Consider the following 21,822-nt stretch of genomic DNA (forward strand, 5'->3'; position numbering starts at 1 on the left):
GCCCACTCAACCACTGCGTCTTGCTCGACAATCCAAAAATAATTGAGAGGCTAGGACTTTTGTCCCAGCCTCTTTTAATTATCGCTTGACCATATCAAATCGCAATTTTCTGATTTTTTTTGGTATAATGGTCCCTATGAAAATAGTATCTGGAACCTATGGGGGACGCCCCCTCAAAACACTTGAAGGAAAAACAACCAGGCCGACTTCTGATAAGGTCAGAGGGGCTATGTTCAATATGATTGGTCCTTACTTTGACGGTGGAAGAGTGCTGGATCTCTATGCAGGAAGCGGTGGGCTCTCTATCGAAGCCGTTTCTCGAGGCATGTCAGAGGCCGTTCTAGTAGAACGAGATCGTAGAGCGCAGGAGATTGTAGCATCCAATATTGCCATGACTAAGGAAAAGGAACGGTTTCAACTGCTAAAAATGGAGGCCAAGCAGGCCTTGGGACTTCTAACGGGCACCTTTGACTTAGTTTTCTTGGATCCTCCTTATGCTAAGGAAGAGATTGTTCGCGATATCGAAACCTTGTGCGAGCGCCAACTCTTGTCAGAGGACATCATGATTGTGTGCGAAACCGATAAACACGTAGAACTTCCTGAGGAAATCGGACAAGTGGGAATCTGGAAAGAAAAAATCTATGGAATTAGTAAGGTAACAGTATATGTCAGATAGAAGTGGATTGTTTACAGGATCGTTTGATCCGATTACCATTGGGCATGTGCAATTGATCGAGCGAGCTAGTCGCTTGTTTGACCGTGTCTATGTCGGAATTTTTTATAATCCGGAAAAAGTCGGACTCTTTTCTATTGAGCAGCGCGTGCGCATGGTGAAAGGGGCCTTGGCTCATTTGGAAAATGTTGAAATTGTGACGTCAACTCAAGAGTTGGCTGTGACAGTGGCGCGCAATCTTGGCGTTATCACCTTGATCCGGGGCTTGCGCAATGCACAGGATCTGGTATACGAAGCCAATATGGATTATTTTAATCATCAGTTGGCGCCTGAATTGGAGACGGTTTATCTCTATGCCCAGCCTCCTTACCAGGCCATTAGTTCAACGCGTATTCGAGAGTTACTGGCTTTCCAGCAAGATATCTCACCTTATGTACCAAAGAGTGTAATGGAGGAAATCAAAGATGACACAAGCGAATAAACCAAGCTTGACCACTAAAAAGAAAAAAGGACGGTTGAAAGAATACCGATGGCCGATTGCAGGCGTTCTATTCTTGCTCCTCTTGCTCTCTGCTTTTGTGATTCGCCTGCCCTATTATATTGAGATGCCGGGTACGGCAGAAGATATTCGATCCGTCATGACAGTTGATGGAAAAATGGATACCAAATCAGGATCTTATGACTTTGTAACCGTGGCAGTGAAAGAAGCGACCCCGGCTGATTTGATCTATGCTTGGGCGACCCCTTTTACAGATATCTACTCTGCCAAGGATATGACAGGTGGTAGTTCGAGCCAAGAATTTACGCGGATTAACCAATTCTATATGGAAACCTCGCAAAATATGGCCATCTACCAAGGGTTAAAGGCAGCTGGAAAAGAAACCCAGATGGACTTTCTAGGTGTTTATGTCATGCAGGTAGCAGATGACTCGACCTTTAAGGGAATCTTGAACATTGCGGATACCGTCACCGGTGTGAATGGCAAGACCTTTAAAAGTTCCAAAGAATTGATTGACTATGTTGGTTCTCAAAAAATTGGCGACCCCGTTTCGGTGACCTATATTGAAGATGGGCAAACCAAGACCGCAGATGGGAAGATCATCAAATTGTCCAACGGGAAAAACGGAATCGGGATTAGCCTGATCGACCGGACTGAAGCCAAAGGCGATGTTCCTGTCCAATTTGCGACTCAAGGGATTGGTGGACCAAGTGCCGGTATGATGTTTAGCCTAGCCATCTACACCCAAGTGGCTGATCCAGATCTTCGTCAGGGACGCCATATTGCAGGGACAGGAACCATTAACCAAGATGGAACGGTTGGCGATATCGGTGGGATTGACAAGAAAGTCGTCGCAGCCGATAAAGAAGGAGCAGAAATTTTCTTCGCCCCTAATAACCCTGTTTCCAAAGAAGAAAAGAAAGCCAATCCCAAGGCCAAATCAAACTATGAAACAGCGAAAGAAGCAGCAAAACAAATTCATTCGAAGATGAAAATCGTACCCGTCAAAACCCTTCAAGACGCCATTGATTATTTGAAGAAGAAGTAGAAGTATCTTGTTAGATCAGTCTCGTACTTGAAAGTACGAGGTAGAGTTGGCAGATAGGAAGATTCACCTTCTAATCAAATTCAAGTTTTTGCTTATCAATCTCTCTATTTTTAGAGGGATTTTTTCTTTATACTGGTATCAGAAAGAAAGGGAGGTAGTGAAATGATTCAAACCAGTTTGTTTTCCATTTCAGTATTCTTAGCGGGAGTTCTATCCTTTTTCTCCCCATGTATTTTGCCGCTGATGCCAGTCTATGTAGGGATTCTATTGGATTCTGAACGTGTGAAAACTGTTCGGATTTTTGGAAGAGATATTTCTTGGTATGGCTTGGTGAAGACTCTTTGTTTTATCGCAGGTCTATCAACTGTTTTCCTGATTCTAGGATACGGTGCAGGGGCCCTTGGCCAGGTGCTTTATGCTCCCTGGTTTCGCTATCTGCTAGGAGGGATTGTGATCCTATTAGGGATTCACCAAATGGAAGTGATCAATCTGAGACAACTCCAAAAGCAAAAGACTATCCAACTCAAAAAGAATCGGGAGCGCAATGAATTCTTCAATGCTTTTCTGATAGGGGTCACCTTCAGTTTTGGTTGGACCCCTTGTGTCGGACCAGTTTTGAGTTCGGTTCTAGCCATTGCCGCTTCTGGAGGAGATGGTGCTTTACAAGGTGCTCTCCTGATGCTGGTCTATACATTAGGTTTGGCTCTGCCTTTCTTGCTTTTGGCCTTGGCTTCTAGCTGGGTTCTACAACATTTTGCTAAGCTCAAGCCCCATATGGGAACCTTGAAAAAAATTGGTGGTGCCCTCATCATCTTGATGGGCATCTTGCTGATGCTAGGAAATCTTAATAGCCTCGCATCCCTGTTTCACTAATCTTGAATGATTAAAGGAGAAAAATCATGAAAAAAATTCTTGCACTTTCTATTGCTACACTTAGCATCGTCACTTTAGCAGCTTGTTCTGGACAGAAATCAGATTCAGACATGAAAAAAACGGACGATAGTAGTATGATGAAGAAGGACGATATGAAGAAGGAAGATATGAAGAAGGATGACATGAAGGATTCATCCATGTCCGATGATAAAATGAAAAAAGAAGACATGAAAGATTCATCTATGATGTCTGACAGCAGTTCGGAAATGAAGGACGATATGAAAAAAGATGAGATGAAATCTAGCGATTCAGAAATGAAAAATGAAAAGAGTGAATCATCTGATATGAAATCAGACAAGGAATGAAAGAAGGGAGAGGTCATCTGAGGATGACTTTCTCCTTGTTTAAAGAGGTAATAATGATGAAGAAATTAGCTTTAGTAGCTGCAGGATTCTTGTGTACTGGACTTTTGGGGGCTTGTTCGAGTCAAGGAATGGCTACTTCCAATAAGGACATGAGCCAACAAACAGCCAAAGCTGGGGCTAGGCAACCATCTGGCAAGAAAGTGAAGGAGTTTAACCTGCAAGGAGTAGACGGTAAGACCTACCGCTTATCCGATTACAAGGGAAAGAAAGTTTACCTCAAATTTTGGGCTTCCTGGTGCTCAATCTGTCTTTCAACATTAGGCGACACAAATGATTTAGCAAAGGCAGAGGAGGGTAAGGATTATGTGGTCTTATCCGTTGTAGCTCCAACTTTTAATGGTGAAAAATCGGAAGCAGATTTCAAAAACTGGTACCAGTCTTTGGATTACAAGGATTTCCCGGTCTTGCTAGATAGTAAAGGGGAACTGCTAAAAGAGTATGGGATTCGTTCATATCCATCGGCGCTCTTTATCAATAGTGATGGGACTTTATCAAAGAGCCAGATAGGCTATATGAATAAAGAGGATATCCTCAAGACCCTAGAGAACATGCAGTAAGGAGGACATAAAATGGAAACAAAATGGAAACTCATTTCCATTCTTTTAGTGGGGCTATTTTGTTTTGGAATCTTTTTCCTTATCAAAGGATCCATGGCCTTGGATACATCAGATGCGACGACTGAGCAGATCAAAAAAGCATCGATGAGTCAGACTCCAGTAGCCAAAAAGGAAACAAATGAAACGGTTGATCCAAAGGATCAGCGTGAAATTTATTTGGCTGGTGGTTGCTTCTGGGGCGTAGAGGAATATTTCTCCCGTGTTCCAGGTGTGATCGATGCTGTATCAGGCTACGCCAATGGAAAGGGAGAAACGACCAAGTATGAATTGGTCCCTCAAACAGGTCATGCCGAAACAGTTTACATCACTTACAATGTCAAGAAGGTATCTCTGAAAGAATTGCTCCTGCATTATTTCCGGATTATCGACCCAACGTCGAAGAATCGACAAGGAAATGATCAAGGGACTCAATACCGAACAGGTGTCTATTATGTCTCTCAAGAAGACCTTCCAACCATTAATCAAGTCTTTGAAGAAGAAGCAAAAAAATACGACAAACCGTTAGCAGTGGAAAAAGAGCCACTGACCAATTTCATCCAGGCGGAAGACTACCACCAGGATTATCTAAAGAAACATCCGAATGGGTACTGCCATATCGATGTCAATCAGGCTTCTTATCCTGTTATTGATGCCAGTCGCTACTCTAAGCCAAGCGATGAGGAAATCAAAAAGAAGTTATCTCCTGAAGAGTATGCGGTGACACAAAAAAATGATACCGAACGGGCCTTCTCCAATCGTTACTGGGATCAGTTTGATGCCGGTATTTATGTAGATGTCGTGACCGGTGAGCCGCTCTTTTCCTCTAAGGATAAATTTGATTCTGGTTGTGGTTGGCCAAGTTTCAGTCGGCCTATTAGTCCTGATGTGGCCATCTATAAGGAGGATAAGAGTTTCAATATGACTCGGACAGAAGTTCGGAGCCGTGTAGGAAATTCTCATCTGGGCCATGTTTTTACCGATGGTCCCAAGGAAAAAGGCGGCCTTCGCTATTGCATCAATAGTTTGTCTATTACCTTCATTCCCAAAGCAGAAATGAAAGAAAAGGGCTACGGTTATTTATTGGACTACGTCTGAGACATTTGGAACCATAATTTGCTATAATAAGTATAGCAAAGACAAGTAGGTGAAAGACATGTATGCGATCATGATTGTGGAAGATGAAGAGCTTATCCGGCAGGGACTGACTTCCTTAGTGGATTATGAACAGTTTGGAATGACCGTCATCAACCAGGCAGAAAATGGCCGTGAGGCCTGGGAGAAGTTTCAAGAGCAACCAGCCGACATCCTTCTAACTGATATCAATATGCCACAAATGAACGGCTTGGATCTGGCCCATCTCGTCAAGGAGAAGTCTCCGTCTTGTCATATCATTTTTTTGACGGGTTATGATGACTTTGAGTTTGCGAGGAAAGCCATCAAGTTAGGTGCAGATGATTATTTGCTGAAGCCTTTTTCAAAAGATGATATTGAAGAGATGTTAGCAAAGGTGAAGGGAAAACTCGATCAAGAGCGAAAAAAGGCGCAAGTCGAAGATTTGGTCAGTCATGGTTATTCGACAGACTTGGAAGAAGCCATTCATGCTCGTTTAGCAGACTCTCAGTTAACTCTAAAGGATCTGGCCTATCAACTTGGTTTCAGTGCCTCTTATCTAAGTGTATTGATCAAGAAAAAATTGGGACTCCCCTTCCAAGACTACCTCATCCAGGAGCGAATGAAGAAGGCTCAACTCTTGCTTCTCACGACAGATCTAAAGATTTATGAGATCGCCGATCAGGTTGGTTTTGAAGATATGAACTATTTTTCTCAACGCTTTAAGCAGGTGGTTGGGGTGACACCAAGGCAGTACAAAAAAGGAGAGCATGAATGAAACGATATCCCTTGCTGATTCAGCTGGTCCTCTACTTTTTTCTCTTCATTCTCCTACTTTTTGGTCTCATCGGTAGCCTTTACTATCAAACGAGTTCAGGGACGATCCGCCAGCTAACGGAACGGACGACAAGAAATAGTATCGATCAAAGCAGTCAGTTTATCACCTCTTATCTAAAAAAATTAAAGCAGACGACAACGGTGCTTAGCAAGGAACAGGCTGTTCGCCAATTTGCCCAAGACAAGAGTGCGGATCAAGAAACGGTTCAACACTTGATGCGAACGATGATAGAAACGGATCCGGACCTGGTCTCAGCGGTCTTGGTGACCAAGGATGGACGTCTGGTAGCGACAGATTCCAAAATCAGCATGCAGACTTCCTCAGATATGATGAATGAAAGTTGGTATCAAGAGGCGATTAAGGAAAGAGCCATGCCAGTTTTGACGCCAGCTCGAAAGGAATCCTTGACCTCGGAAAAAGAAAAATGGGTGGTTTCTATTACCCAAGAAGTGGTCGATCAGGCTGGTCAAAATCTCGGAGTAGTACGCTTGGATATTGGCTACGATAGCCTTCAGGCTTACTTGGATCACCTTCAACTAGGGAGACAAGGCTTTAGTTTTATCATTAATCAAAAGCATGAGTTTGTCTACCATCCTAAAAAGGCGGTCTATTCCTCCAGCCAAGAAATGCAGGCCATGCAGCCCTATATTGCTGTGACAGATGGCTATGCTAAAGGAGGACAGAATTTTATCTATCAGGTTCCGATTCCAGATAGCGATTGGACCTTGATTGGAGTGGCTTCACTTGAAGGACTTCAGATGCTGCAGTCGCAACTCCTGTACTCTTTCATTGGTCTAGGATTACTAGCTTTGATCATGTGTTTGATAGGGATCGGCTTTGTTCTGCGTTTGTGGATCAAACCCTTACAAGACCTTCAGACTATCATTTTGAGGATTGGAGCAGGAGATGCTCACGTGAGGGCTGCAGCCAAAGGATCTCCAGAATTGGTGGCCCTCGCTCAAGCTTTTAATGCCATGTTGGACCAAATCGATAACCTCATGCAACAGGTTAAGGAAGAGGAGCAGAACGCACGTCGGTACGAGTTGCGGGCACTTTCGGCTCAGATTAATCCGCATTTCCTCTACAATACCTTGGATACGATTGTCTGGATGGCAGAGTTTAACGATAGTCGGCGCGTGGTCGACATCACCAAGTCTTTGGCCCAATATTTTCGACTGGCTCTCAACCAAGGCCAGGAACAAATCCTACTGAGAGATGAAATCGACCATGTCCGCCAGTATCTTTTCATTCAGAAGCAACGTTATGGTGAAAAGCTCAATTATGAAATTCTAGAAGATGAACGGTTGGTCGACTATCAGCTCCCCAAATTAGTGCTTCAACCCTTAGTGGAAAATGCGATTTACCATGGCATTAAAGAGATCGATCGGCCAGGTCTCATTCGAGTGACAACTGAAGTCAGTGGAGACTACGCCTGCGTATCGATTTTTGACAATGGACGAGGGTTTGATCGATCAGAATCAACAGACCAAACCCTTCTTCGTTTAGGAGGTGTTGGCTTGAAAAATGTGGACCAACGATTGCATCTTCAATTTGGCGAAGCCTATCATATGGAGATTGATTCTAAGGCCAATAGCTATACCAAAATTACTCTATTTTTACCCCTTTCATCATCTGATGAACATGTATAGAGACAAAGATTGCCTTCTTTGTCTCTTTTTCCTTTTGGAAACTTTCAATGTTGAATTTCCACTCTTTTCTAGTCAAATCTGACGCAAGTCATCAAATTTATGATAAAATAAAGTGTTACAGTAAATAGATTTTGATGAAGGAACACTATGCGAAAAGAGATTGACCCTGAATTATATAATTACAATAAATTTCCTGGACCTGTGTTTCGTCAGGTAGGAGACCAGATCCTTTCAGAAAACCTCTCCTTTGAGCTCTTGAAAAATGAGAAGGAAGCTTTTGATGCGACTGTTTTTGGTCAGCGATTTTCTGAGATTTTAACCAAGTTTGATTACATTGTTGGTGATTGGAGCAATGAGCAGTTGCGCTTGCGTGGCTTCTATAAGGAAGAGCGCGATGTTGCAACGATGGATAAATTAAGTCGCTTAGACGATTATTTGTTAGAATATTGTAGCTATGGTTGTGCTTATTTTGTCCTTGAAAATAAGGAACCCCATCGTGCTTCTTTTGATAAGAAATCACCGGTCAAAAAAGCTCAATCAGAAGAAAGAGAGCCGAAGAAGCGTTCGCGCAATCGCAAACAAAAAGATCGTTTCCAAAAACGAGAACGCGACAAGGGACAACCAGCCAAAAACTCGAAAAAAACAAGATCGTCTGCTGAGACTAAAAAGACAACTAAGACAGACAACAAACGTCATTTTGTGATTCGACAAAAAGAGGAGTAAGAAAGAATGAAACCATCCATTTATAGTTTAACACGCCAGGATATGATTGATTGGGCGGAAGAAAACGGCGAAAAGAAATTCCGTGCAGCACAAATCTGGGAATGGCTCTATCGCAAACGCGTCCAGTCCTTCGAAGAAATGACCAACCTTTCTAAGGACTTGATTGCGAAGTTGAATGATCAGTTTGTCGTCAACCCACTCAAGCAACGGATCGTGCAAGAGTCAGCAGACGGGACGGTCAAGTACCTCTTTGAATTGCCAGACGGCATGTTGATTGAAACCGTCTTGATGCGTCAGCACTATGGATTATCTGTCTGTGTAACGACTCAAGTAGGATGTAATATCGGTTGTACCTTCTGTGCTTCTGGTTTGATCAAAAAACAACGCGATTTGAACAATGGGGAAATTGTGTCTCAAATCATGTTGGTCCAAAAATACTTTGACGAACGTGGCCAAGATGAACGGGTCAGCCATATCGTTGTCATGGGGATCGGAGAACCATTTGACAACTATAACAATGTCTTGAAATTTATCCGGACGGTCAACGATGACAAGGGATTAGCGATTGGTGCTCGCCATATTACAGTGTCAACTTCTGGTTTGGCTCATAAAATTCGTGACTTTGCAAATGAAGGTGTGCAGGTCAATTTGGCAGTGTCCCTTCATGCTCCAAACAATGACTTGCGCTCTAGCATCATGAAGATCAACCGGGCCTTTCCAATTGAAAAATTGTTTGCGGCGATTGAATACTATATTGAGACTACGAACCGTCGGGTGACCTTTGAGTACATCATGCTCAATGAAGTCAATGATGGAGTCGAGCAAGCCTTAGAGTTGGCAGAATTGCTCAAGAATATCAAGAAATTGTCTTATGTCAACTTGATTCCTTATAATCCTGTCAGTGAGCATGACCAATATAGCCGGAGTCCAAAAGAACGGGTCATGGCCTTCTATGATACCTTGAAAAAACAAGGTGTTAACTGTGTAGTTCGTCAAGAGCACGGTACAGATATTGATGCTGCCTGTGGCCAATTGCGTTCAAATACCATGAAACGGGACCGGGAGAAAGCGATTGTTGAACATGCGCAACCTTAAACAAGGGCTGATGGATCATACAGAACTAACAAAAAGAGGAAGAAGGCTGTTACGGAGTGGCAGCTTCTTCTATTTTATCCTCTTGTGTTTGATGTGTTTTTTGCCCCAACAGCCAGAGCCAGGTATGGAAACACCGGGTATTCAACATTTCGGTCGTATCGTCGTCCTGCTAGTTCCTCTTAATTCGGTGATGAATCTTGGCCAGATTACCAGTGTCCTCCAACTCATTAAGGTCATCCTCCAAAATATAGCCAATATCTTTTTGTTAAGCCCGCTGGTCTTTCAACTTCTCTGGCTATGGCCCTGGTTGAGGAGCCGCAAACGGGTCTTGTGCTTCGGCTTTGCGATGAGCTTGTGGATTGAATGCAGCCAAGTTCTGTTAGATCTCTTGTTTGATGCCAATCGTGTCTTTGAGCTAGATGATTTGTGGACCAATACCTTAGGGGCTTATCTGGCTTATATAGGCTTTCAGTATTTCAGAGCACGATTGCTAGCAAAAAATGGTGAAATGTAAAATCCGAACATTTTAACCACTTTTTAAAATTTTTGTTGACAAAATCAGAAGCGGGAGCTATAATAGCTTCAAGACATCAGAAAAGTAGAGATTTTTCTCACTTCCAGGGAGCTTGTGGTGATTGCGAACAAGCAGTGGTGAATCTTGAAATGGGCTGATGCGTTTATGATGATGAATTTGAAACAATAAAAATTCGGTGAGCACACCTTATCGTGCACCCTGTTGTTAGACAGGTCAGAGATGTAGGAGAAAAAATAGCTTCCTACAATTGAGGTGGCACCGCGGTATCGAATCGTCCTCACACAGATTTTTCTGTGTGAGGTTTTTTGTATCTCATAGGAACCCAGTGAGACTGCAGCTCAAAGGGCCCGCGAGAGAAAAAGATCATAAACAAGATTGAAGATAGAGAAAAGAGGACACAATCATGACAGAAACAAAAGGCTATTTCGGACAATTTGGTGGATCTTTCGTACCAGAACCCATTCAAAACTTGCTCAATCAATTAGAGGAAACCTTTGAACAGTATAAAAATGATCCAGAATTTATCGCAGAATACAAACATTATTTGAAAGATTATTCTGGACGCGAAACACCACTCTACTTTGCGGAAAGTTTGACAGATCATTTAGGTGGGGCAAAAATTTATTTGAAGCGCGAAGACTTGAATCACCTAGGTTCGCATAAATTAAATAACGTCTTGGGGCAAATCCTCTTGGCTAAGCGCATGGGCAAAACTCGCGTGATTGCTGAAACAGGAGCAGGTCAACACGGTGTGGCTACAGCAGCAGCGGCAGCTAAGTTTGGCATGGCCTGTGATGTCTACATGGGGGCAGAAGACGTGGAACGCCAACGCTTGAATGTCTTCCGCATGGAAATGATGGGGGCAACCGTCCATGCGGTTGAAACCGGTACTAAGACCTTGAAAGATGCCGTTGATGCGGCGTTTGGAGCATGGATGGCGGATCTGGATGCCTTTTACGTTTTGGGTTCTGCTGTTGGCCCTCACCCTTACCCAACCATTGTGCATGAATTCCAAAAAGTAATCAGTGAAGAATCTAAACGTCAAATCTTGGAAAAAGAAGGCCGTTTGCCGGATTATGTGATTGCCTGTGTCGGTGGTGGCTCTAATGCCATTGGTGCCTTTTCTGAATATGTCGCAGAAGAGGAAGTCGGCTTGATTGGGGTAGAAGCAGCTGGACATGGCTTGGACACCGATCAACACGCAGCGACCATGACCAAAGGGACTATCGGTGTGGTTGATGGTATGAAGACCTATGCTGTCTTTGGCGAAGATGGAAAAGTAGCGCCAGTTTACTCGATCTCTGCTGGTTTGGACTACCCAGGGGTTGGCCCGGAGCATGCTTTCTTTAAAGATTCTGGTCGTGTCGAATATGTAGCAGCGACAGATGATGAAGCAGTAGAAGCCCTTCTTCTTCTCAGTAAGACAGAAGGAATTCTCCCAGCCATTGAAAGCTCACACGCGATTGCAGAAGCAGTCAAACGTGCTCCACAATTGGATAAAGACAAGATCATCATCATCAATGTTTCCGGACGTGGGGACAAGGACGTAGCTGCCGTCGCTGATTATCTAGAAGCGAAAGCTACAAAATAAGAAGAACTTATCTGCAAAATATCGTATAAAGCAGTAAAGCGTGATAACTGAGAAAGAGACAGGGAACAAAGGGAATCCGGTCTCTTTCTTTTTTGAGAGCAAAGACGAGAATACCTAAGATGGATGCGATCTGAATGAGAAAGAGAATCTGGGTAGAAGAAAAGGTCAGCGAAAAGGTAGCTAGTAAGAGAAAATCTCCTGCTCCCATTCCGATAAAGAAAAAGTGAGCTCCTATCGCAAGGAGTAAAAAGACCAGCATGAGGAGATTACCACCGGATAAAAAGAGGACCAGGGCATGGAGACAGCACCAGATGAATAAAGGGTATTCCATAAAGCGAAGGTCATAGATGGCTAAAACGGCAGCTCCCAGTAGTGTTAGAAGCTGAGGCAGAGAAAGGAAACCATTGGCGCAGGCTAAAAAGAGTAGGCCACTCCAGACCTCAAAAAGGCAGTACCAAAATGGGTAGGGCTGATGACAATAGCGGCAGCGAAAGCGATGGAGTAGTTGCGAGATGATGGGGATGAGATCCCAAACTCCAAGGACGTGCTGACAGTGATCACAATGACTGCGAGGAGTGAGAATGGATTGGTTTGGAAAACGATCGACAACGAGTCCCAAAAAAGAGGCGATGCAAGTACCGATGGTAAAAAAATAAAAGTTGATCATACTTATTTATTCGTAAAGCAATCGGAAAATTTCATCATTTGCTTGAAAATCTTGTAAAGCCTTTCTAAATTTGATACAATAATGAACATGAAAAACCTGTATGATGTTCAACAATTTTTAAAACGTTTTGGAATCATCATTTACGTAGGGAAGCGCCTCTATGACATCGAATTGATGAAAATTGAGCTCCAACGTCTTTATGATGCAGGCCTGATGGAGCGGCTCGATTATATAGAAGCCGATACCGTTTTAAGAAGAGAACACAAGCAAGAATTAGAATTTTTGAAAAAGAGTGAGGTAGAGTGATGGGAAATATCATTGTTTGGTTGGCTATTTTAGGAGTATTTGGATGGATGGCGTTTAATTATTTCCGCATCCGTAAAGCTGCTAAATTTGTGGACAATGCAACCTTTGAAGAGCTGATTCGTCAAGGGCAGTTGATTGACTTGCGAGAGCCAGCTGAGTTTCATGCCAAGCATATTTTAGGAGCACGCAACATTCCTTCTACTCAGTTGAAATTGAGTCTTGCAGCCTTGCGCAAAGACAAACCAATTTTGCTCTATGAGAATAGCCGTAGTTCTCGAGTAACCAATGCGGCTCTCTTTCTCAAGAAAAAAGGTTATACAGACATTTATGTCTTGTCTTATGGTCTTGATTCTTGGAATGGGAAGGTAAAGTCCAGTTAATTGGATGTAAAAAAGTTGCCATATAATAGTTCTATTAATAACGGACTTTTTATAGTATGAATTTTAAGGGGCTTTATGAACATGAAAGAAAAGGAAAAAGACTCACTTGTTTTGAGTATTCTATCTATCATATTTGTCTTTGGACTTCCACTGTTAAGTATTATTTTTGGTGTTTTGGGTTTGGTCTCGGCTAGTTTGCATCAAAAAGAGTCTGGACTGGACTATGGTCTAGAAATAATTCTCTCCATTATAGGGATTTTCCTTTCTGTAGTTTTCTGTATCGTATTTATCTCACAACTCTCAGGAATAAATTAAAATAAAAAGAGGCTGGGACAAAAGTCCTAGCCTCTTAATTGTTTTTGGATTGTCGAACAAGACGCAGTGGTTGAGTGGGCTCTACTACGCTGATTTCATCAGTTTTTATAGCCCTACTCAACTGTGCGGAGGTGGGACGACGAAATCGAATTCTAACGAATTACCGATTTCTGTCCCACTCTCTTTTTATATTACCGATTGTATTCTAAATAGTTTTTAACAATTTGTAATTCATCTTGGTTCAAGGGCCGGTATTGACCCTCTGCTAGCTCTGTATCTAATGTAAAATCCCCGAACTGAACTCGTTTTAGGGCAGTGACCTTGACACCGACAGAGAGGAACATTTTCTTGACCTGATGAAACTTCCCTTCAGAGATGGTGATGGTGGCTCTGCTTAGACTGGGGCTTGAAACTTGAATCTCAAGTTGAGCAGGTTTACAGCTAGTTCCATCTAAAAAGATAATCCCATCTTTGAATTTTTGGATATGTTCTGATGAGAGCGATCCATTGACTTCTACCTCATAGACTTTCTCCACATGGTATTGAGGATGGAGCAGTTGAAAGCCTAAGGGACCATTGTCTGTGAGGAGGAGAAGACCACTGGTATCGCGATCGAGGCGACCAAGTGGATAGAGGTCTGGGTACTCTTGCTGAGGGTCCACTAGATCGATCACCGTTGGATGGTGGGCGTCTCTTTTGGCGGTCACGGCCCCGATTGGTTTATGGAGCATGTAGTAGTGGTGACGTGGTTCTTGAATGATTCGTTCCCCGATTTGAATCTGTTGGAGTCCAGGGTCGATGTTTTGGGATAGCTTTTGAGCTGGTAGGTGATCGACCAAGATTTGCCTTCGGGCTAGAAGTTGTTTGATGTCTTTGCGAGCGTACTGATGGTCTGCCATCAATTGATCTAATCTCATGGGAGCCTCTTTTTCTGAAATTCTTATCATCAGTGTATCATGAAAAGAAAAGGAAATCGAGTCGGAGAAAAGAAATGAAGATGAAAACATTTACAACTAGCTGAACTGTGTTTTTTAGATAGGACTGTGGTATAATTGTTCAGTTAGAAATATTATTTAAAATTTTATAGAGGAAATCATGACAAAATTAAGAGAAGATATTCGTAACGTTGCGATCATTGCCCACGTTGACCATGGGAAAACAACCTTGGTAGACGAATTGTTGAAACAATCGCACACCTTGGATGAACGTAAAGAATTGCAAGAACGTGCAATGGACTCAAACGACCTTGAAAAAGAACGTGGGATTACCATTCTTGCTAAAAATACAGCCGTTGCTTATAACGGAACTCGAATCAATATCATGGACACACCAGGACACGCGGACTTCGGTGGAGAAGTGGAACGGATCATGAAAATGGTCGATGGGGTTGTATTGGTCGTAGATGCCTACGAAGGAACCATGCCTCAGACGCGTTTCGTATTGAAAAAAGCCTTGGAACAAGATCTTGTTCCAATCGTTGTTGTCAACAAAATCGACAAACCATCTGCTCGTCCAGAAGAAGTTGTAGATGAAGTTCTTGAACTCTTCATCGAATTGGGTGCGGATGATGACCAATTGGAATTCCCAGTTGTTTATGCATCAGCGATCAACGGAACCTCTTCACTTTCAGACGATCCAGCTGATCAAGAGCACACAATGGCGCCGATCTTTGATACCATCATTGATCACATCCCAGCTCCAGTTGATAACTCAGATGAACCTCTTCAATTCCAAGTATCCCTGCTTGATTACAACGACTTCGTTGGACGTATCGGTATCGGACGTGTCTTCCGTGGTACTGTAAAAGTTGGGGACCAAGTAACTCTTTCTAAATTGGATGGAACGACTAAGAACTTCCGTGTTACCAAACTCTTTGGTTTCTTTGGCTTGGAACGTCGTGAAATTCAAGAAGCTAAAGCAGGTGATTTGATCGCTATCTCTGGTATGGAAGATATCTTCGTTGGAGAAACCATCACACCGACAGACGCAGTTGAAGCTCTTCCAATCCTTCACATCGATGAGCCAACGCTTCAAATGACCTTCTTGGTCAACAACTCACCATTTGCTGGTCGCGAAGGGAAATGGGTAACCTCACGTAAAGTCGAAGAACGCTTGCAAGCGGAATTGCAAACAGACGTCTCTCTTCGTGTTGACCCAACTGATTCACCTGATAAATGGACCGTTTCAGGACGTGGGGAATTGCACTTGTCTATCTTGATTGAAACCATGCGTCGTGAAGGATACGAATTGCAAGTATCTCGTCCAGAAGTTATCATCAAAGAAATTGATGGTGTCAAATGTGAACCATTTGAGCGCGTACAAATCGACACACCAGAAGAATACCAAGGATCTGTTATCCAAAGCCTTTCTGAACGTAAGGGTGAAATGTTGGATATGATCGCAACTGGTAACGGTCAAACTCGTTTGGTCTTCCTTGTTCCAGCGCGTGGTTTGATTGGGTACTCAACTGAGTTCTTGTCAATGACACGTGGTTACGGAATCATGAACCACACCTTTGATCAATACTTGCCAGTGATTCCAGGAGAAATCGGTGGACGTCACCGTGGTGCTCTTGTTTCAATCGATAACGGAAAAGCAACCACTTACTCTATCATGTCTATCGAAGAACGTGGTACGATCTTTGTCAATCCAGGTACAGAAGTTTACGAAGGAATGATCATTGGGGAAAACTCTCGTGAGAACGACCTGACCGTAAACATTACGAAAGCCAAACAAATGACCAACGTTCGTTCAGCTACTAAGGACCAAACAGCGGTTATCAAGACTCCTCGTATCTTGACCTTGGAAGAATCTCTTGAGTTCTTGAATGACGATGAGTACATGGAAGTAACGCCTGAATCTATCCGTTTGCGGAAACAAATCTTGAACAAAGCAGAACGCGAAAAAGCAAATAAAAAGAAAAAATCAGCAGCTGCTGAATAATACGGAAAGAAAGGAGAAACAAAATGGTCTATTTTATCTTAGGGATTTTGATTCTCCTTTTTTACCTTTTTATGACCCCCAAAAGTATTCGTGGTACCTTAAACAGTGTCACAATGGTGGTCTTGATCGTCTCCATTATCGTACTAACTTGTCTGGCCATTTTTCAGATATTCCAACTACCGTCTGAGTTTTTTGTCGGTGCCTTTCTCGCCTTTGTTGGCTACCTGGCTTTGGTGGATATTTCCAAAATGACGACCAAACAGAAAAAATAAACGCTGACGTGATTTTTAAAGCCCTTTGGGCTTTTTAATTTTGCTAAAAAAAGGTAAAATAGAGAGTGATAAAAATGGAGCGAAGAAATCATGAAATTTGTGAAACAATTTGAAAATAAAAAGGTTCTTGTATTAGGTTTGGCTAAGTCAGGCGAGTCAGCTGCCCGTTTGTTGGATCGCTTAGGAGCAATTGTGACCGTCAATGATGGCAAACCTTTTGAAGAAAATCCAGCAGCACAAAGTTTACTGGAAGAAGGGATTAAAGTTGTGACAGGAGGTCACCCTCTGGAATTGTTGGATGAAGACTTTGCAGTCATGGTCAAAAATCCAGGAATCCCTTATTCTAACCCAATGGTCGAAAAAGCGCTTGAAAAGGGTATTCCCGTCCTCACTGAAGTGGAATTGGCCTATCTGATCTCGGATGCGCCAATTATTGGGATTACAGGATCAAACGGAAAAACGACGACGACAACCATGATCGGGGAAGTCTTGACGGCTGCCGGCCAAGGTGGTCTATTGTCTGGGAATATCGGTTTTCCAGCTAGTCAAGTTGCACAAACAGCAACAGAAAAGGATGTTCTGGTCATGGAATTGTCTTCTTTCCAATTGATGGGAATTGAAGCCTTCCATCCAGAGATTGCAGTGATTACCAACCTCATGCCAACCCATATCGACTATCATGGTTCTTTTGAAAATTATGTAGCTGCCAAATGGAATCTTCAAAAGAATATGACAGAAAAAGATGTCATTGTCTTGAACTTCAACCAAGACCTGACCAAGGAACTGGCTACAAAAACCAAGGCAAGGGTCCTTCCATTTTCAACGGTTGAAAAAGTGGATGGGGCTTATTTGGAAGATGGACTTCTCAAGTTTAAGGGAGAAGTTGTTATGCGAGCAGATGAACTGGGAGTTCCAGGTAGCCACAATGTAGAGAATGCCTTGGCAACGATTGCGGTCGCAAAAGTCCGGGGAGTAGAGAATGAGGTCATTAAAGAAACCTTGTCAGCCTTTGGAGGAGTGAAACACCGTCTTCAATATGTGGATGAGATTCAAGGTGTCAAATTCTACAATGATAGCAAATCGACTAATATTCTAGCAACACAAAAAGCTCTTTCTGGTTTTGATAACAGCAAGGTGATCTTGATTGCAGGGGGGCTCGATCGTGGCAATGAATTTGATGAATTGGTGCCTCACATTACTGGTTTAAAGGAAATGGTGATTCTAGGGGAATCAGCTCCTCGAGTGAAACGCGCAGCAGATAAAGCTGGCGTCTCTTATGTTGATGCGGCAGATGTAGCGGATGCTACAAAGAAAGCCTTCGACTTGGCTAGCCCCGGAGATGTTGTGCTACTAAGTCCTGCTAATGCCAGCTGGGATATGTATCCGAATTTTGAAGTGCGTGGGGATGAATTCCTTGCTACAGTAAAAGGGTTGAAATAAGATGAAAAAAATAATGTTTACTGGTGGGGGAACCGTGGGACATGTGACCCTTAATCTCCTCTTGATTCCAAAATTTATCGAAGATGGATGGGAAGTTCATTATATTGGGGACAAAAAAGGAATCGAATACCAAGAGATCAAAAAGTCTGGCCTAGACATACGCTTCCATTCAATTGCAACGGGGAAATTGCGCCGTTATTTCTCTTTCCAAAATATGATGGATGTGTTCAAGGTGGCTTGGGGAACGCTCCAGTCCATTGCAATCCTGCTTCGTGTGCGCCCACAAGTTCTCTTCTCAAAAGGGGGATTTGTCTCTGTGCCGCCGGTGATCGCAGCTAGACTCACGCGTGTCCCTGTCTATATCCATGAGTCGGATCTCTCGATGGGATTGGCCAATAAAATTGCTTATAAATTCGCTACCAAGATGTACACGACTTTTGAGCAAGCTCATGGTTTAACAAAGAGTGAGCATATCGGTGCGGTAACCAAGGTCACAGATCATATTCCGCCAACTTCAGAAGTTTTAGAAGAAAAAACAAAAGGTTTCCGAAAAGACTTGCCTACCCTTCTCTTTGTCGGAGGATCAGCCGGTGCGCGTGTCTTTAATGAATTTGTGACAGAGCATCAAGCAGAGCTCTTGCAGCACTACAATATCATCAATTTGACGGGTGATTCAACATTGAATCAGGCTGAGGGTGGCTTGTATCGAGTGGATTATGTAACCGATCAGTATTTACCCATGCTCCAGAAGGCTGATTTAGTGGTGACTAGAGGTGGAGCCAATACCTTATTTGAGCTCTTAGCCATGAACAAACTCCATTTGATTGTACCGCTAGGAAAAGAAGCCAGCCGTGGCGATCAGATTGAAAATGCCCAATATTTTGTGGATAAAGGTTATGCAGAGCAATTGCAGGAAGAGCAATTGACGCTCGAAACCTTTAATGAAACCATTCAAGAAATGTTGAAGCAAAGCCAAGTCTACCACCAAGCAATGGAAAAATCGACAGAACTCCTTTCACTAGACGATTTTTATGGTCTGCTTCAAAAAGATATCAGTAAGGGAAAAGATGACGGACGACAATAAAAAAACGCCAACGGATGACAAAATTACAGAATTGTCAGCCTGGCAAAAAAGAAACAAAGAATATTTAGAAAAAAAAGCGCTTGAAAAAGCGGAAGAAGCTGAAACAGAGGAAACTGAAAGCGAAGAAGCACAAGAAGACGAAAACCTTTCAGAAAAAGAAACAGCTTCCGGCTCAGAGGAAGAATCTGAAGAAATAGAAGAATCTGAAGATAAATCTGAATCTGAGGCCAAAGAGGATCCAGATGCGGATGGAGAAAGTTCAGAAGGAGAAGAGGATGATCCGGCTGTAGAGGAGCTAGATCCTTCAGAGAAGCAAGAGAAAAAGCCTTCATTCTTTAAAGGCTTAAAGACGAAAAAGCCAAAGAAGGAACCGACAGTGGCAAAACGCCATATCTATCGTGCCCTTCCGGTAATCGGAATCAGCTCGATTGTCGCCCTTCTCTCAATCTATTTTTTAAGTCCCTTGTCCACACAGAAAGTGATTGAATTTTCAGGGAACAAAGCGGTTGATCAGCAACTCTTGTATGAAAAAAGTCGCATCAAAGAAGAAGATTATACTCTGACGACCTTCCTTCATAAATCGGTCTATGAACAAAATATGAAAACGGCTAGTCCGTGGATCAAAGAAGTGCACATGCATTATCAATTCCCAGTGACCTTTAAAGTCAATGTCGTGGAACACAAAGTAGTTGCTTATTATGTGACCGGAGAAGACCACTATCCAGTATTGGAAAATGGAGAAGTCGTTGAGACAGTAACTCCAGCTTCGGAATTGCCGTCCTCCTATATTAGTTTAAAATTCTCAGATCGAGAATTGGTTAGACAATTTGTCCAAGAAATGAAGTCTATATCTTCTTCCATTACGGATAAAATTGTTTCGGTAGATCTGACACCAAGTAAGGTCACCAAGGATCTGGTGACCATCACCATGAAAAACGATAATAAAATCTTGGTGCCTGTTTCCCAAATTACCCGCAAGCTTCCTTATTATAAAGCCATTAGTAAGCAATTAGACGATGATTCGACTATCGATATGGAGGCTGGAGTTTTCAGCTATAGTGAACAATCCATCGCAGATGCCAAAGAGCAAGCTGAGAAAGAAAAGGCTGAAAGTACAGAAAATCAGAATGAACATTCTGAGGAAGCAAGCCAAGAACAGAATCAAGAACAGAATCAAGAACAGAATCCAGAAGGGGAGAATTCTTCTGGGAATGAGTAAAGCCCATAAATTATCTCAAATAATTGAAGAAAAAATGTCCATTTTAGGCTTCTTTGTGATATAATGAAGTTTGGATAGTTCCAACTAAAAGGGCTATAAATAGATGTAAAGTGAAAACAAATAAAGAGAGAGGACTGGTGTAATGGCTAGAGACGGCTTTTTTACAGGTTTAGATATCGGTACTAGTTCAATAAAAGTATTGGTGGCAGAACATGTCAATGGAGAAATGAATGTAATTGGAGTCAGCAATGCAAAAAGTGCTGGCGTCAAAGATGGAATTATAGTAGATATCGAAGCTGCTTCAAATGCAATTAAAAATGCAATCAGCCAAGCTGAAGAAAAAGCAGGGATTTCAATCAATCTAGTCAATGTTGGGTTGCCTGCAAACTTACTACAAATCGAAGCAACTCAAGGAATGATTCCAGTCACAAGTGATTCGAAAGAAATCACAGATGCAGATGTTGAAAATGTTGTCAAATCTGCACTCACAAAAAGTATGACACCGGATCGTGAAGTAATCACCTTCATTCCTGAGGAATTCACAGTTGATGGTTTCCAAGGGATCCGCGATCCACGCGGAATGATGGGGATCCGACTTGAAATGCGTGGCCTTCTTTATACAGGACCTCGTACAATCTTGCACAATTTGCGTAAAACCGTTGAACGTGCAGGCTTACAAGTTGAAAACATCATCATTTCACCGCTTGCGATGATCAAAACAGTCTTGAATGAAGGCGAACGTGAATTCGGAGCAACGGTGATCGATATGGGTGGTGGCCAAACAACGGTGGCATCTGTTCGTAGCCAAGAACTTCAATTTACAAATATCTACCAAGAAGGTGGCGATTATGTTACCAAAGATATTTCTAAAGTATTGAAAACTTCTCAAAAATTGGCAGAAGGCTTGAAGTTCAACTATGGTGAGGCCTATGTGCCATCTGCTGGAAACGAAGTCTTCCATGTAGAAGTCATCGGTGAAGTAGAGCCAGTTGAAGTGACTGAGAAGTACTTAGCTGAAATCATTTCAGCACGTATTAAACACATCTTTGAGCAAATCAAACAAGACCTTGAGAGAAGACATTTGTTGGATCTTCCTGGTGGTATTGTGATTATCGGTGGAGGTGCGATCCTTCCTGGTGTTGAAGAATTGGCTCAAGAAGTCTTTGGTGTAAATGTGAAATTGTTTGTTCCAAATCAAATTGGAATTCGCAATCCAGCTTTTGCCCATGTAATTAGCTTGTCTGAATATGCAGGCAATTTGACAGATGTGGATATTATTGCTCAAGCTGCGGTTCATGGAGACGAAGTCTTGCGTCAACAACCGATTCAATTTGATCGTCCAGTTCAACCACAAGTACAACCACAACCTGCTGCTCCAGCACAACCGGTAGTACCTGCATACAATGCTGAGAAGATTGAATCTCCAGTGGATGCTCAAGAAATTCCAGCAGCAAGCAATGATAGCAAACAAGAACCAAAAACTACATTCACAGACCGAATGAAAAATTTGATCGGTAATATGTTTGATTAAGGAGTGTAAG

The 21,822-nt window shown here is 42.6% G+C and carries 24 protein-coding genes and 1 other annotated feature; of the genes, 22 read left to right on the forward strand and 2 right to left on the reverse strand.

Annotated features, from left to right (window positions below; translation table 11 throughout):
- Positions 1–136 precede the first annotated feature (136 nt).
- The 13 genes from rsmD to trpB all read left to right on the forward strand — a co-directional run bounded on the left by rsmD (position 137) and on the right by trpB (position 11,655).
- Positions 137–676, forward strand: a complete 540-nt coding sequence (gene rsmD / locus ACESR9_RS07845; protein WP_373106240.1) for a 16S rRNA (guanine(966)-N(2))-methyltransferase RsmD — start codon at positions 137–139, stop codon at positions 674–676.
- Complete coding sequence (coaD, locus tag ACESR9_RS07850) at positions 666–1,154, forward strand: pantetheine-phosphate adenylyltransferase (RefSeq protein ID WP_003011880.1); 489 nt, start codon at positions 666–668, stop codon at positions 1,152–1,154. The genes rsmD and coaD overlap by 11 nt, the downstream gene beginning before the upstream one ends.
- On the forward strand, positions 1,138–2,220 hold the full coding sequence (locus ACESR9_RS07855; RefSeq protein ID WP_373106241.1) for a SepM family pheromone-processing serine protease: 1,083 nt from the start codon (positions 1,138–1,140) through the stop codon (positions 2,218–2,220). Before coaD ends, ACESR9_RS07855 begins: the two co-directional genes overlap by 17 nt.
- A 162-nt stretch (positions 2,221–2,382) precedes the next feature.
- Positions 2,383–3,093: a thiol-disulfide oxidoreductase-associated membrane protein CcdA2 gene (gene ccdA2, locus ACESR9_RS07860; protein ID WP_004219721.1), complete on the forward strand. Its 711-nt coding sequence runs from the start codon at positions 2,383–2,385 to the stop codon at positions 3,091–3,093.
- 26 nt (positions 3,094–3,119) lie between these two features.
- The gene (locus ACESR9_RS07865; RefSeq protein ID WP_257738528.1) at positions 3,120–3,458 is read left to right on the forward strand and encodes a hypothetical protein; all 339 of its coding nucleotides are present in this window, start codon (positions 3,120–3,122) and stop codon (positions 3,456–3,458) included.
- A 56-nt stretch (positions 3,459–3,514) separates the two neighbouring features.
- Positions 3,515–4,075, forward strand: coding sequence for a redoxin family protein (locus tag ACESR9_RS07870; protein ID WP_257738706.1), 561 nt, complete (start codon positions 3,515–3,517; stop codon positions 4,073–4,075).
- Positions 4,076–4,087: 12 nt separating this feature from the next.
- Positions 4,088–5,209, forward strand: coding sequence for a peptide-methionine (R)-S-oxide reductase MsrB (gene msrB, locus ACESR9_RS07875; protein ID WP_373106242.1), 1,122 nt, complete (start codon positions 4,088–4,090; stop codon positions 5,207–5,209).
- A 58-nt stretch (positions 5,210–5,267) separates the two neighbouring features.
- Positions 5,268–6,002 carry a response regulator transcription factor gene (locus ACESR9_RS07880; protein ID WP_223325774.1) on the forward strand — a complete coding sequence of 245 codons (735 nt, stop codon included), beginning with the start codon at positions 5,268–5,270 and terminating at the stop codon, positions 6,000–6,002.
- Positions 5,999–7,711 carry a cache domain-containing sensor histidine kinase gene (locus ACESR9_RS07885; RefSeq protein ID WP_314654071.1) on the forward strand — a complete coding sequence of 571 codons (1,713 nt, stop codon included), beginning with the start codon at positions 5,999–6,001 and terminating at the stop codon, positions 7,709–7,711. The genes ACESR9_RS07880 and ACESR9_RS07885 overlap by 4 nt, the downstream gene beginning before the upstream one ends.
- 147 nt (positions 7,712–7,858) lie before the next feature.
- Positions 7,859–8,434: a YutD family protein gene (locus ACESR9_RS07890; protein WP_049507012.1), complete on the forward strand. Its 576-nt coding sequence runs from the start codon at positions 7,859–7,861 to the stop codon at positions 8,432–8,434.
- 6 nt (positions 8,435–8,440) lie between these two features.
- Entirely contained in the window at positions 8,441–9,529 is a 1,089-nt protein-coding gene (gene rlmN, locus ACESR9_RS07895) for a dual-specificity RNA methyltransferase RlmN (protein ID WP_003005918.1), read from the forward strand.
- Positions 9,516–10,043, forward strand: coding sequence for a VanZ family protein (locus ACESR9_RS07900; RefSeq protein ID WP_049498348.1), 528 nt, complete (start codon positions 9,516–9,518; stop codon positions 10,041–10,043). The genes rlmN and ACESR9_RS07900 overlap by 14 nt, the downstream gene beginning before the upstream one ends.
- Positions 10,044–10,110: 67 nt before the next feature.
- Positions 10,111–10,346, forward strand: a binding site (T-box leader).
- A gap of 121 nt (positions 10,347–10,467) precedes the next feature.
- A complete protein-coding gene (gene trpB / locus ACESR9_RS07905; RefSeq protein WP_314654078.1) occupies positions 10,468–11,655 on the forward strand; it encodes a tryptophan synthase subunit beta in 1,188 nt (395 codons plus the stop codon).
- Between the two features lie 7 nt (positions 11,656–11,662).
- Here the strand turns inward: trpB and ACESR9_RS07910 are convergent, their stop codons facing one another.
- Positions 11,663–12,322, reverse strand: a complete 660-nt coding sequence (locus ACESR9_RS07910) for a prepilin peptidase (RefSeq protein ID WP_314654080.1) — start codon at positions 12,320–12,322, stop codon at positions 11,663–11,665.
- A gap of 87 nt (positions 12,323–12,409) precedes the next feature.
- On the opposite strand from ACESR9_RS07910, the gene ACESR9_RS07915 reads away from it, so the two are divergent.
- The 3 genes from ACESR9_RS07915 to ACESR9_RS07925 all read left to right on the forward strand — a co-directional run bounded on the left by ACESR9_RS07915 (position 12,410) and on the right by ACESR9_RS07925 (position 13,323).
- Positions 12,410–12,628, forward strand: a complete 219-nt coding sequence (locus tag ACESR9_RS07915; RefSeq protein ID WP_373106243.1) for a YqgQ family protein — start codon at positions 12,410–12,412, stop codon at positions 12,626–12,628.
- Entirely contained in the window at positions 12,628–13,008 is a 381-nt protein-coding gene (locus tag ACESR9_RS07920) for a rhodanese-like domain-containing protein (RefSeq protein ID WP_314654081.1), read from the forward strand. The genes ACESR9_RS07915 and ACESR9_RS07920 overlap by 1 nt, the downstream gene beginning before the upstream one ends.
- 81 nt (positions 13,009–13,089) lie before the next feature.
- Positions 13,090–13,323 (forward strand): hypothetical protein, encoded by a 234-nt coding sequence (locus ACESR9_RS07925; RefSeq protein ID WP_227223815.1) that lies wholly within the window; start codon positions 13,090–13,092, stop codon positions 13,321–13,323.
- Positions 13,324–13,514: 191 nt separating this feature from the next.
- Here ACESR9_RS07925 and ACESR9_RS07930 read toward each other — a convergent pair whose 3' ends face one another.
- Positions 13,515–14,240, reverse strand: coding sequence for a pseudouridine synthase (locus ACESR9_RS07930; protein ID WP_314654251.1), 726 nt, complete (start codon positions 14,238–14,240; stop codon positions 13,515–13,517).
- Between the two features lie 178 nt (positions 14,241–14,418).
- Between ACESR9_RS07930 and typA the strand changes: the two genes are divergently transcribed.
- From typA to ftsA, 6 genes are all read left to right on the forward strand, one after another.
- The gene (gene typA / locus ACESR9_RS07935) at positions 14,419–16,266 is read left to right on the forward strand and encodes a translational GTPase TypA (RefSeq protein WP_003011633.1); all 1,848 of its coding nucleotides are present in this window, start codon (positions 14,419–14,421) and stop codon (positions 16,264–16,266) included.
- Positions 16,267–16,289: 23 nt separating this feature from the next.
- Positions 16,290–16,538 (forward strand): DUF3165 family protein, encoded by a 249-nt coding sequence (locus ACESR9_RS07940; protein WP_004219693.1) that lies wholly within the window; start codon positions 16,290–16,292, stop codon positions 16,536–16,538.
- A gap of 90 nt (positions 16,539–16,628) precedes the next feature.
- On the forward strand, positions 16,629–17,978 hold the full coding sequence (murD, locus tag ACESR9_RS07945) for a UDP-N-acetylmuramoyl-L-alanine--D-glutamate ligase (RefSeq protein WP_373106244.1): 1,350 nt from the start codon (positions 16,629–16,631) through the stop codon (positions 17,976–17,978).
- Position 17,979: 1 nt separating this feature from the next.
- Positions 17,980–19,062: a UDP-N-acetylglucosamine--N-acetylmuramyl-(pentapeptide) pyrophosphoryl-undecaprenol N-acetylglucosamine transferase gene (locus ACESR9_RS07950; RefSeq protein ID WP_373106245.1), complete on the forward strand. Its 1,083-nt coding sequence runs from the start codon at positions 17,980–17,982 to the stop codon at positions 19,060–19,062.
- A complete protein-coding gene (locus ACESR9_RS07955; protein WP_373106246.1) occupies positions 19,046–20,281 on the forward strand; it encodes a cell division protein FtsQ/DivIB in 1,236 nt (411 codons plus the stop codon). The genes ACESR9_RS07950 and ACESR9_RS07955 overlap by 17 nt, the downstream gene beginning before the upstream one ends.
- 142 nt (positions 20,282–20,423) lie before the next feature.
- On the forward strand, positions 20,424–21,812 hold the full coding sequence (ftsA, locus tag ACESR9_RS07960) for a cell division protein FtsA (RefSeq protein WP_003005953.1): 1,389 nt from the start codon (positions 20,424–20,426) through the stop codon (positions 21,810–21,812).
- Positions 21,813–21,822: the final 10 nt, after the last annotated feature.

Source organism: Streptococcus parasanguinis, from assembly GCF_964238605.1.
Lineage (GTDB): Bacteria > Bacillota > Bacilli > Lactobacillales > Streptococcaceae > Streptococcus > Streptococcus parasanguinis_AJ.

Excerpts from the sequence above, each read along its gene's own strand:
- coaD (WP_003011880.1), top strand. The coding sequence starts at position 666 with ATGTCAGATAGAAGTGGATTGTTTACAGGATCGTTTGATCCGATTACC.
- trpB (WP_314654078.1), top strand. The coding sequence starts at position 10,468 with ATGACAGAAACAAAAGGCTATTTCGGACAATTTGGTGGATCTTTCGTA.
- ACESR9_RS07950 (WP_373106245.1), top strand. The coding sequence starts at position 17,980 with ATGAAAAAAATAATGTTTACTGGTGGGGGAACCGTGGGACATGTGACC.
- ACESR9_RS07865 (WP_257738528.1), top strand. The coding sequence starts at position 3,120 with ATGAAAAAAATTCTTGCACTTTCTATTGCTACACTTAGCATCGTCACT.
- ACESR9_RS07870 (WP_257738706.1), top strand. The coding sequence starts at position 3,515 with ATGAAGAAATTAGCTTTAGTAGCTGCAGGATTCTTGTGTACTGGACTT.
- ACESR9_RS07955 (WP_373106246.1), top strand. The coding sequence starts at position 19,046 with ATGACGGACGACAATAAAAAAACGCCAACGGATGACAAAATTACAGAA.
- ACESR9_RS07915 (WP_373106243.1), top strand. The coding sequence starts at position 12,410 with ATGAAAAACCTGTATGATGTTCAACAATTTTTAAAACGTTTTGGAATC.
- ACESR9_RS07910 (WP_314654080.1), bottom strand. The coding sequence starts at position 12,322 with ATGATCAACTTTTATTTTTTTACCATCGGTACTTGCATCGCCTCTTTT.
- ftsA (WP_003005953.1), top strand. The coding sequence starts at position 20,424 with ATGGCTAGAGACGGCTTTTTTACAGGTTTAGATATCGGTACTAGTTCA.
- ACESR9_RS07940 (WP_004219693.1), top strand. The coding sequence starts at position 16,290 with ATGGTCTATTTTATCTTAGGGATTTTGATTCTCCTTTTTTACCTTTTT.
- rsmD (WP_373106240.1), top strand. The coding sequence starts at position 137 with ATGAAAATAGTATCTGGAACCTATGGGGGACGCCCCCTCAAAACACTT.
- ccdA2 (WP_004219721.1), top strand. The coding sequence starts at position 2,383 with ATGATTCAAACCAGTTTGTTTTCCATTTCAGTATTCTTAGCGGGAGTT.
- rlmN (WP_003005918.1), top strand. The coding sequence starts at position 8,441 with ATGAAACCATCCATTTATAGTTTAACACGCCAGGATATGATTGATTGG.
- ACESR9_RS07855 (WP_373106241.1), top strand. The coding sequence starts at position 1,138 with ATGACACAAGCGAATAAACCAAGCTTGACCACTAAAAAGAAAAAAGGA.
- murD (WP_373106244.1), top strand. The coding sequence starts at position 16,629 with ATGAAATTTGTGAAACAATTTGAAAATAAAAAGGTTCTTGTATTAGGT.
- ACESR9_RS07885 (WP_314654071.1), top strand. The coding sequence starts at position 5,999 with ATGAAACGATATCCCTTGCTGATTCAGCTGGTCCTCTACTTTTTTCTC.
- msrB (WP_373106242.1), top strand. The coding sequence starts at position 4,088 with ATGGAAACAAAATGGAAACTCATTTCCATTCTTTTAGTGGGGCTATTT.
- ACESR9_RS07930 (WP_314654251.1), bottom strand. The coding sequence starts at position 14,240 with ATGAGATTAGATCAATTGATGGCAGACCATCAGTACGCTCGCAAAGAC.
- ACESR9_RS07925 (WP_227223815.1), top strand. The coding sequence starts at position 13,090 with ATGAAAGAAAAGGAAAAAGACTCACTTGTTTTGAGTATTCTATCTATC.
- typA (WP_003011633.1), top strand. The coding sequence starts at position 14,419 with ATGACAAAATTAAGAGAAGATATTCGTAACGTTGCGATCATTGCCCAC.
- ACESR9_RS07890 (WP_049507012.1), top strand. The coding sequence starts at position 7,859 with ATGCGAAAAGAGATTGACCCTGAATTATATAATTACAATAAATTTCCT.
- ACESR9_RS07900 (WP_049498348.1), top strand. The coding sequence starts at position 9,516 with ATGCGCAACCTTAAACAAGGGCTGATGGATCATACAGAACTAACAAAA.
- ACESR9_RS07920 (WP_314654081.1), top strand. The coding sequence starts at position 12,628 with ATGGGAAATATCATTGTTTGGTTGGCTATTTTAGGAGTATTTGGATGG.
- ACESR9_RS07880 (WP_223325774.1), top strand. The coding sequence starts at position 5,268 with ATGTATGCGATCATGATTGTGGAAGATGAAGAGCTTATCCGGCAGGGA.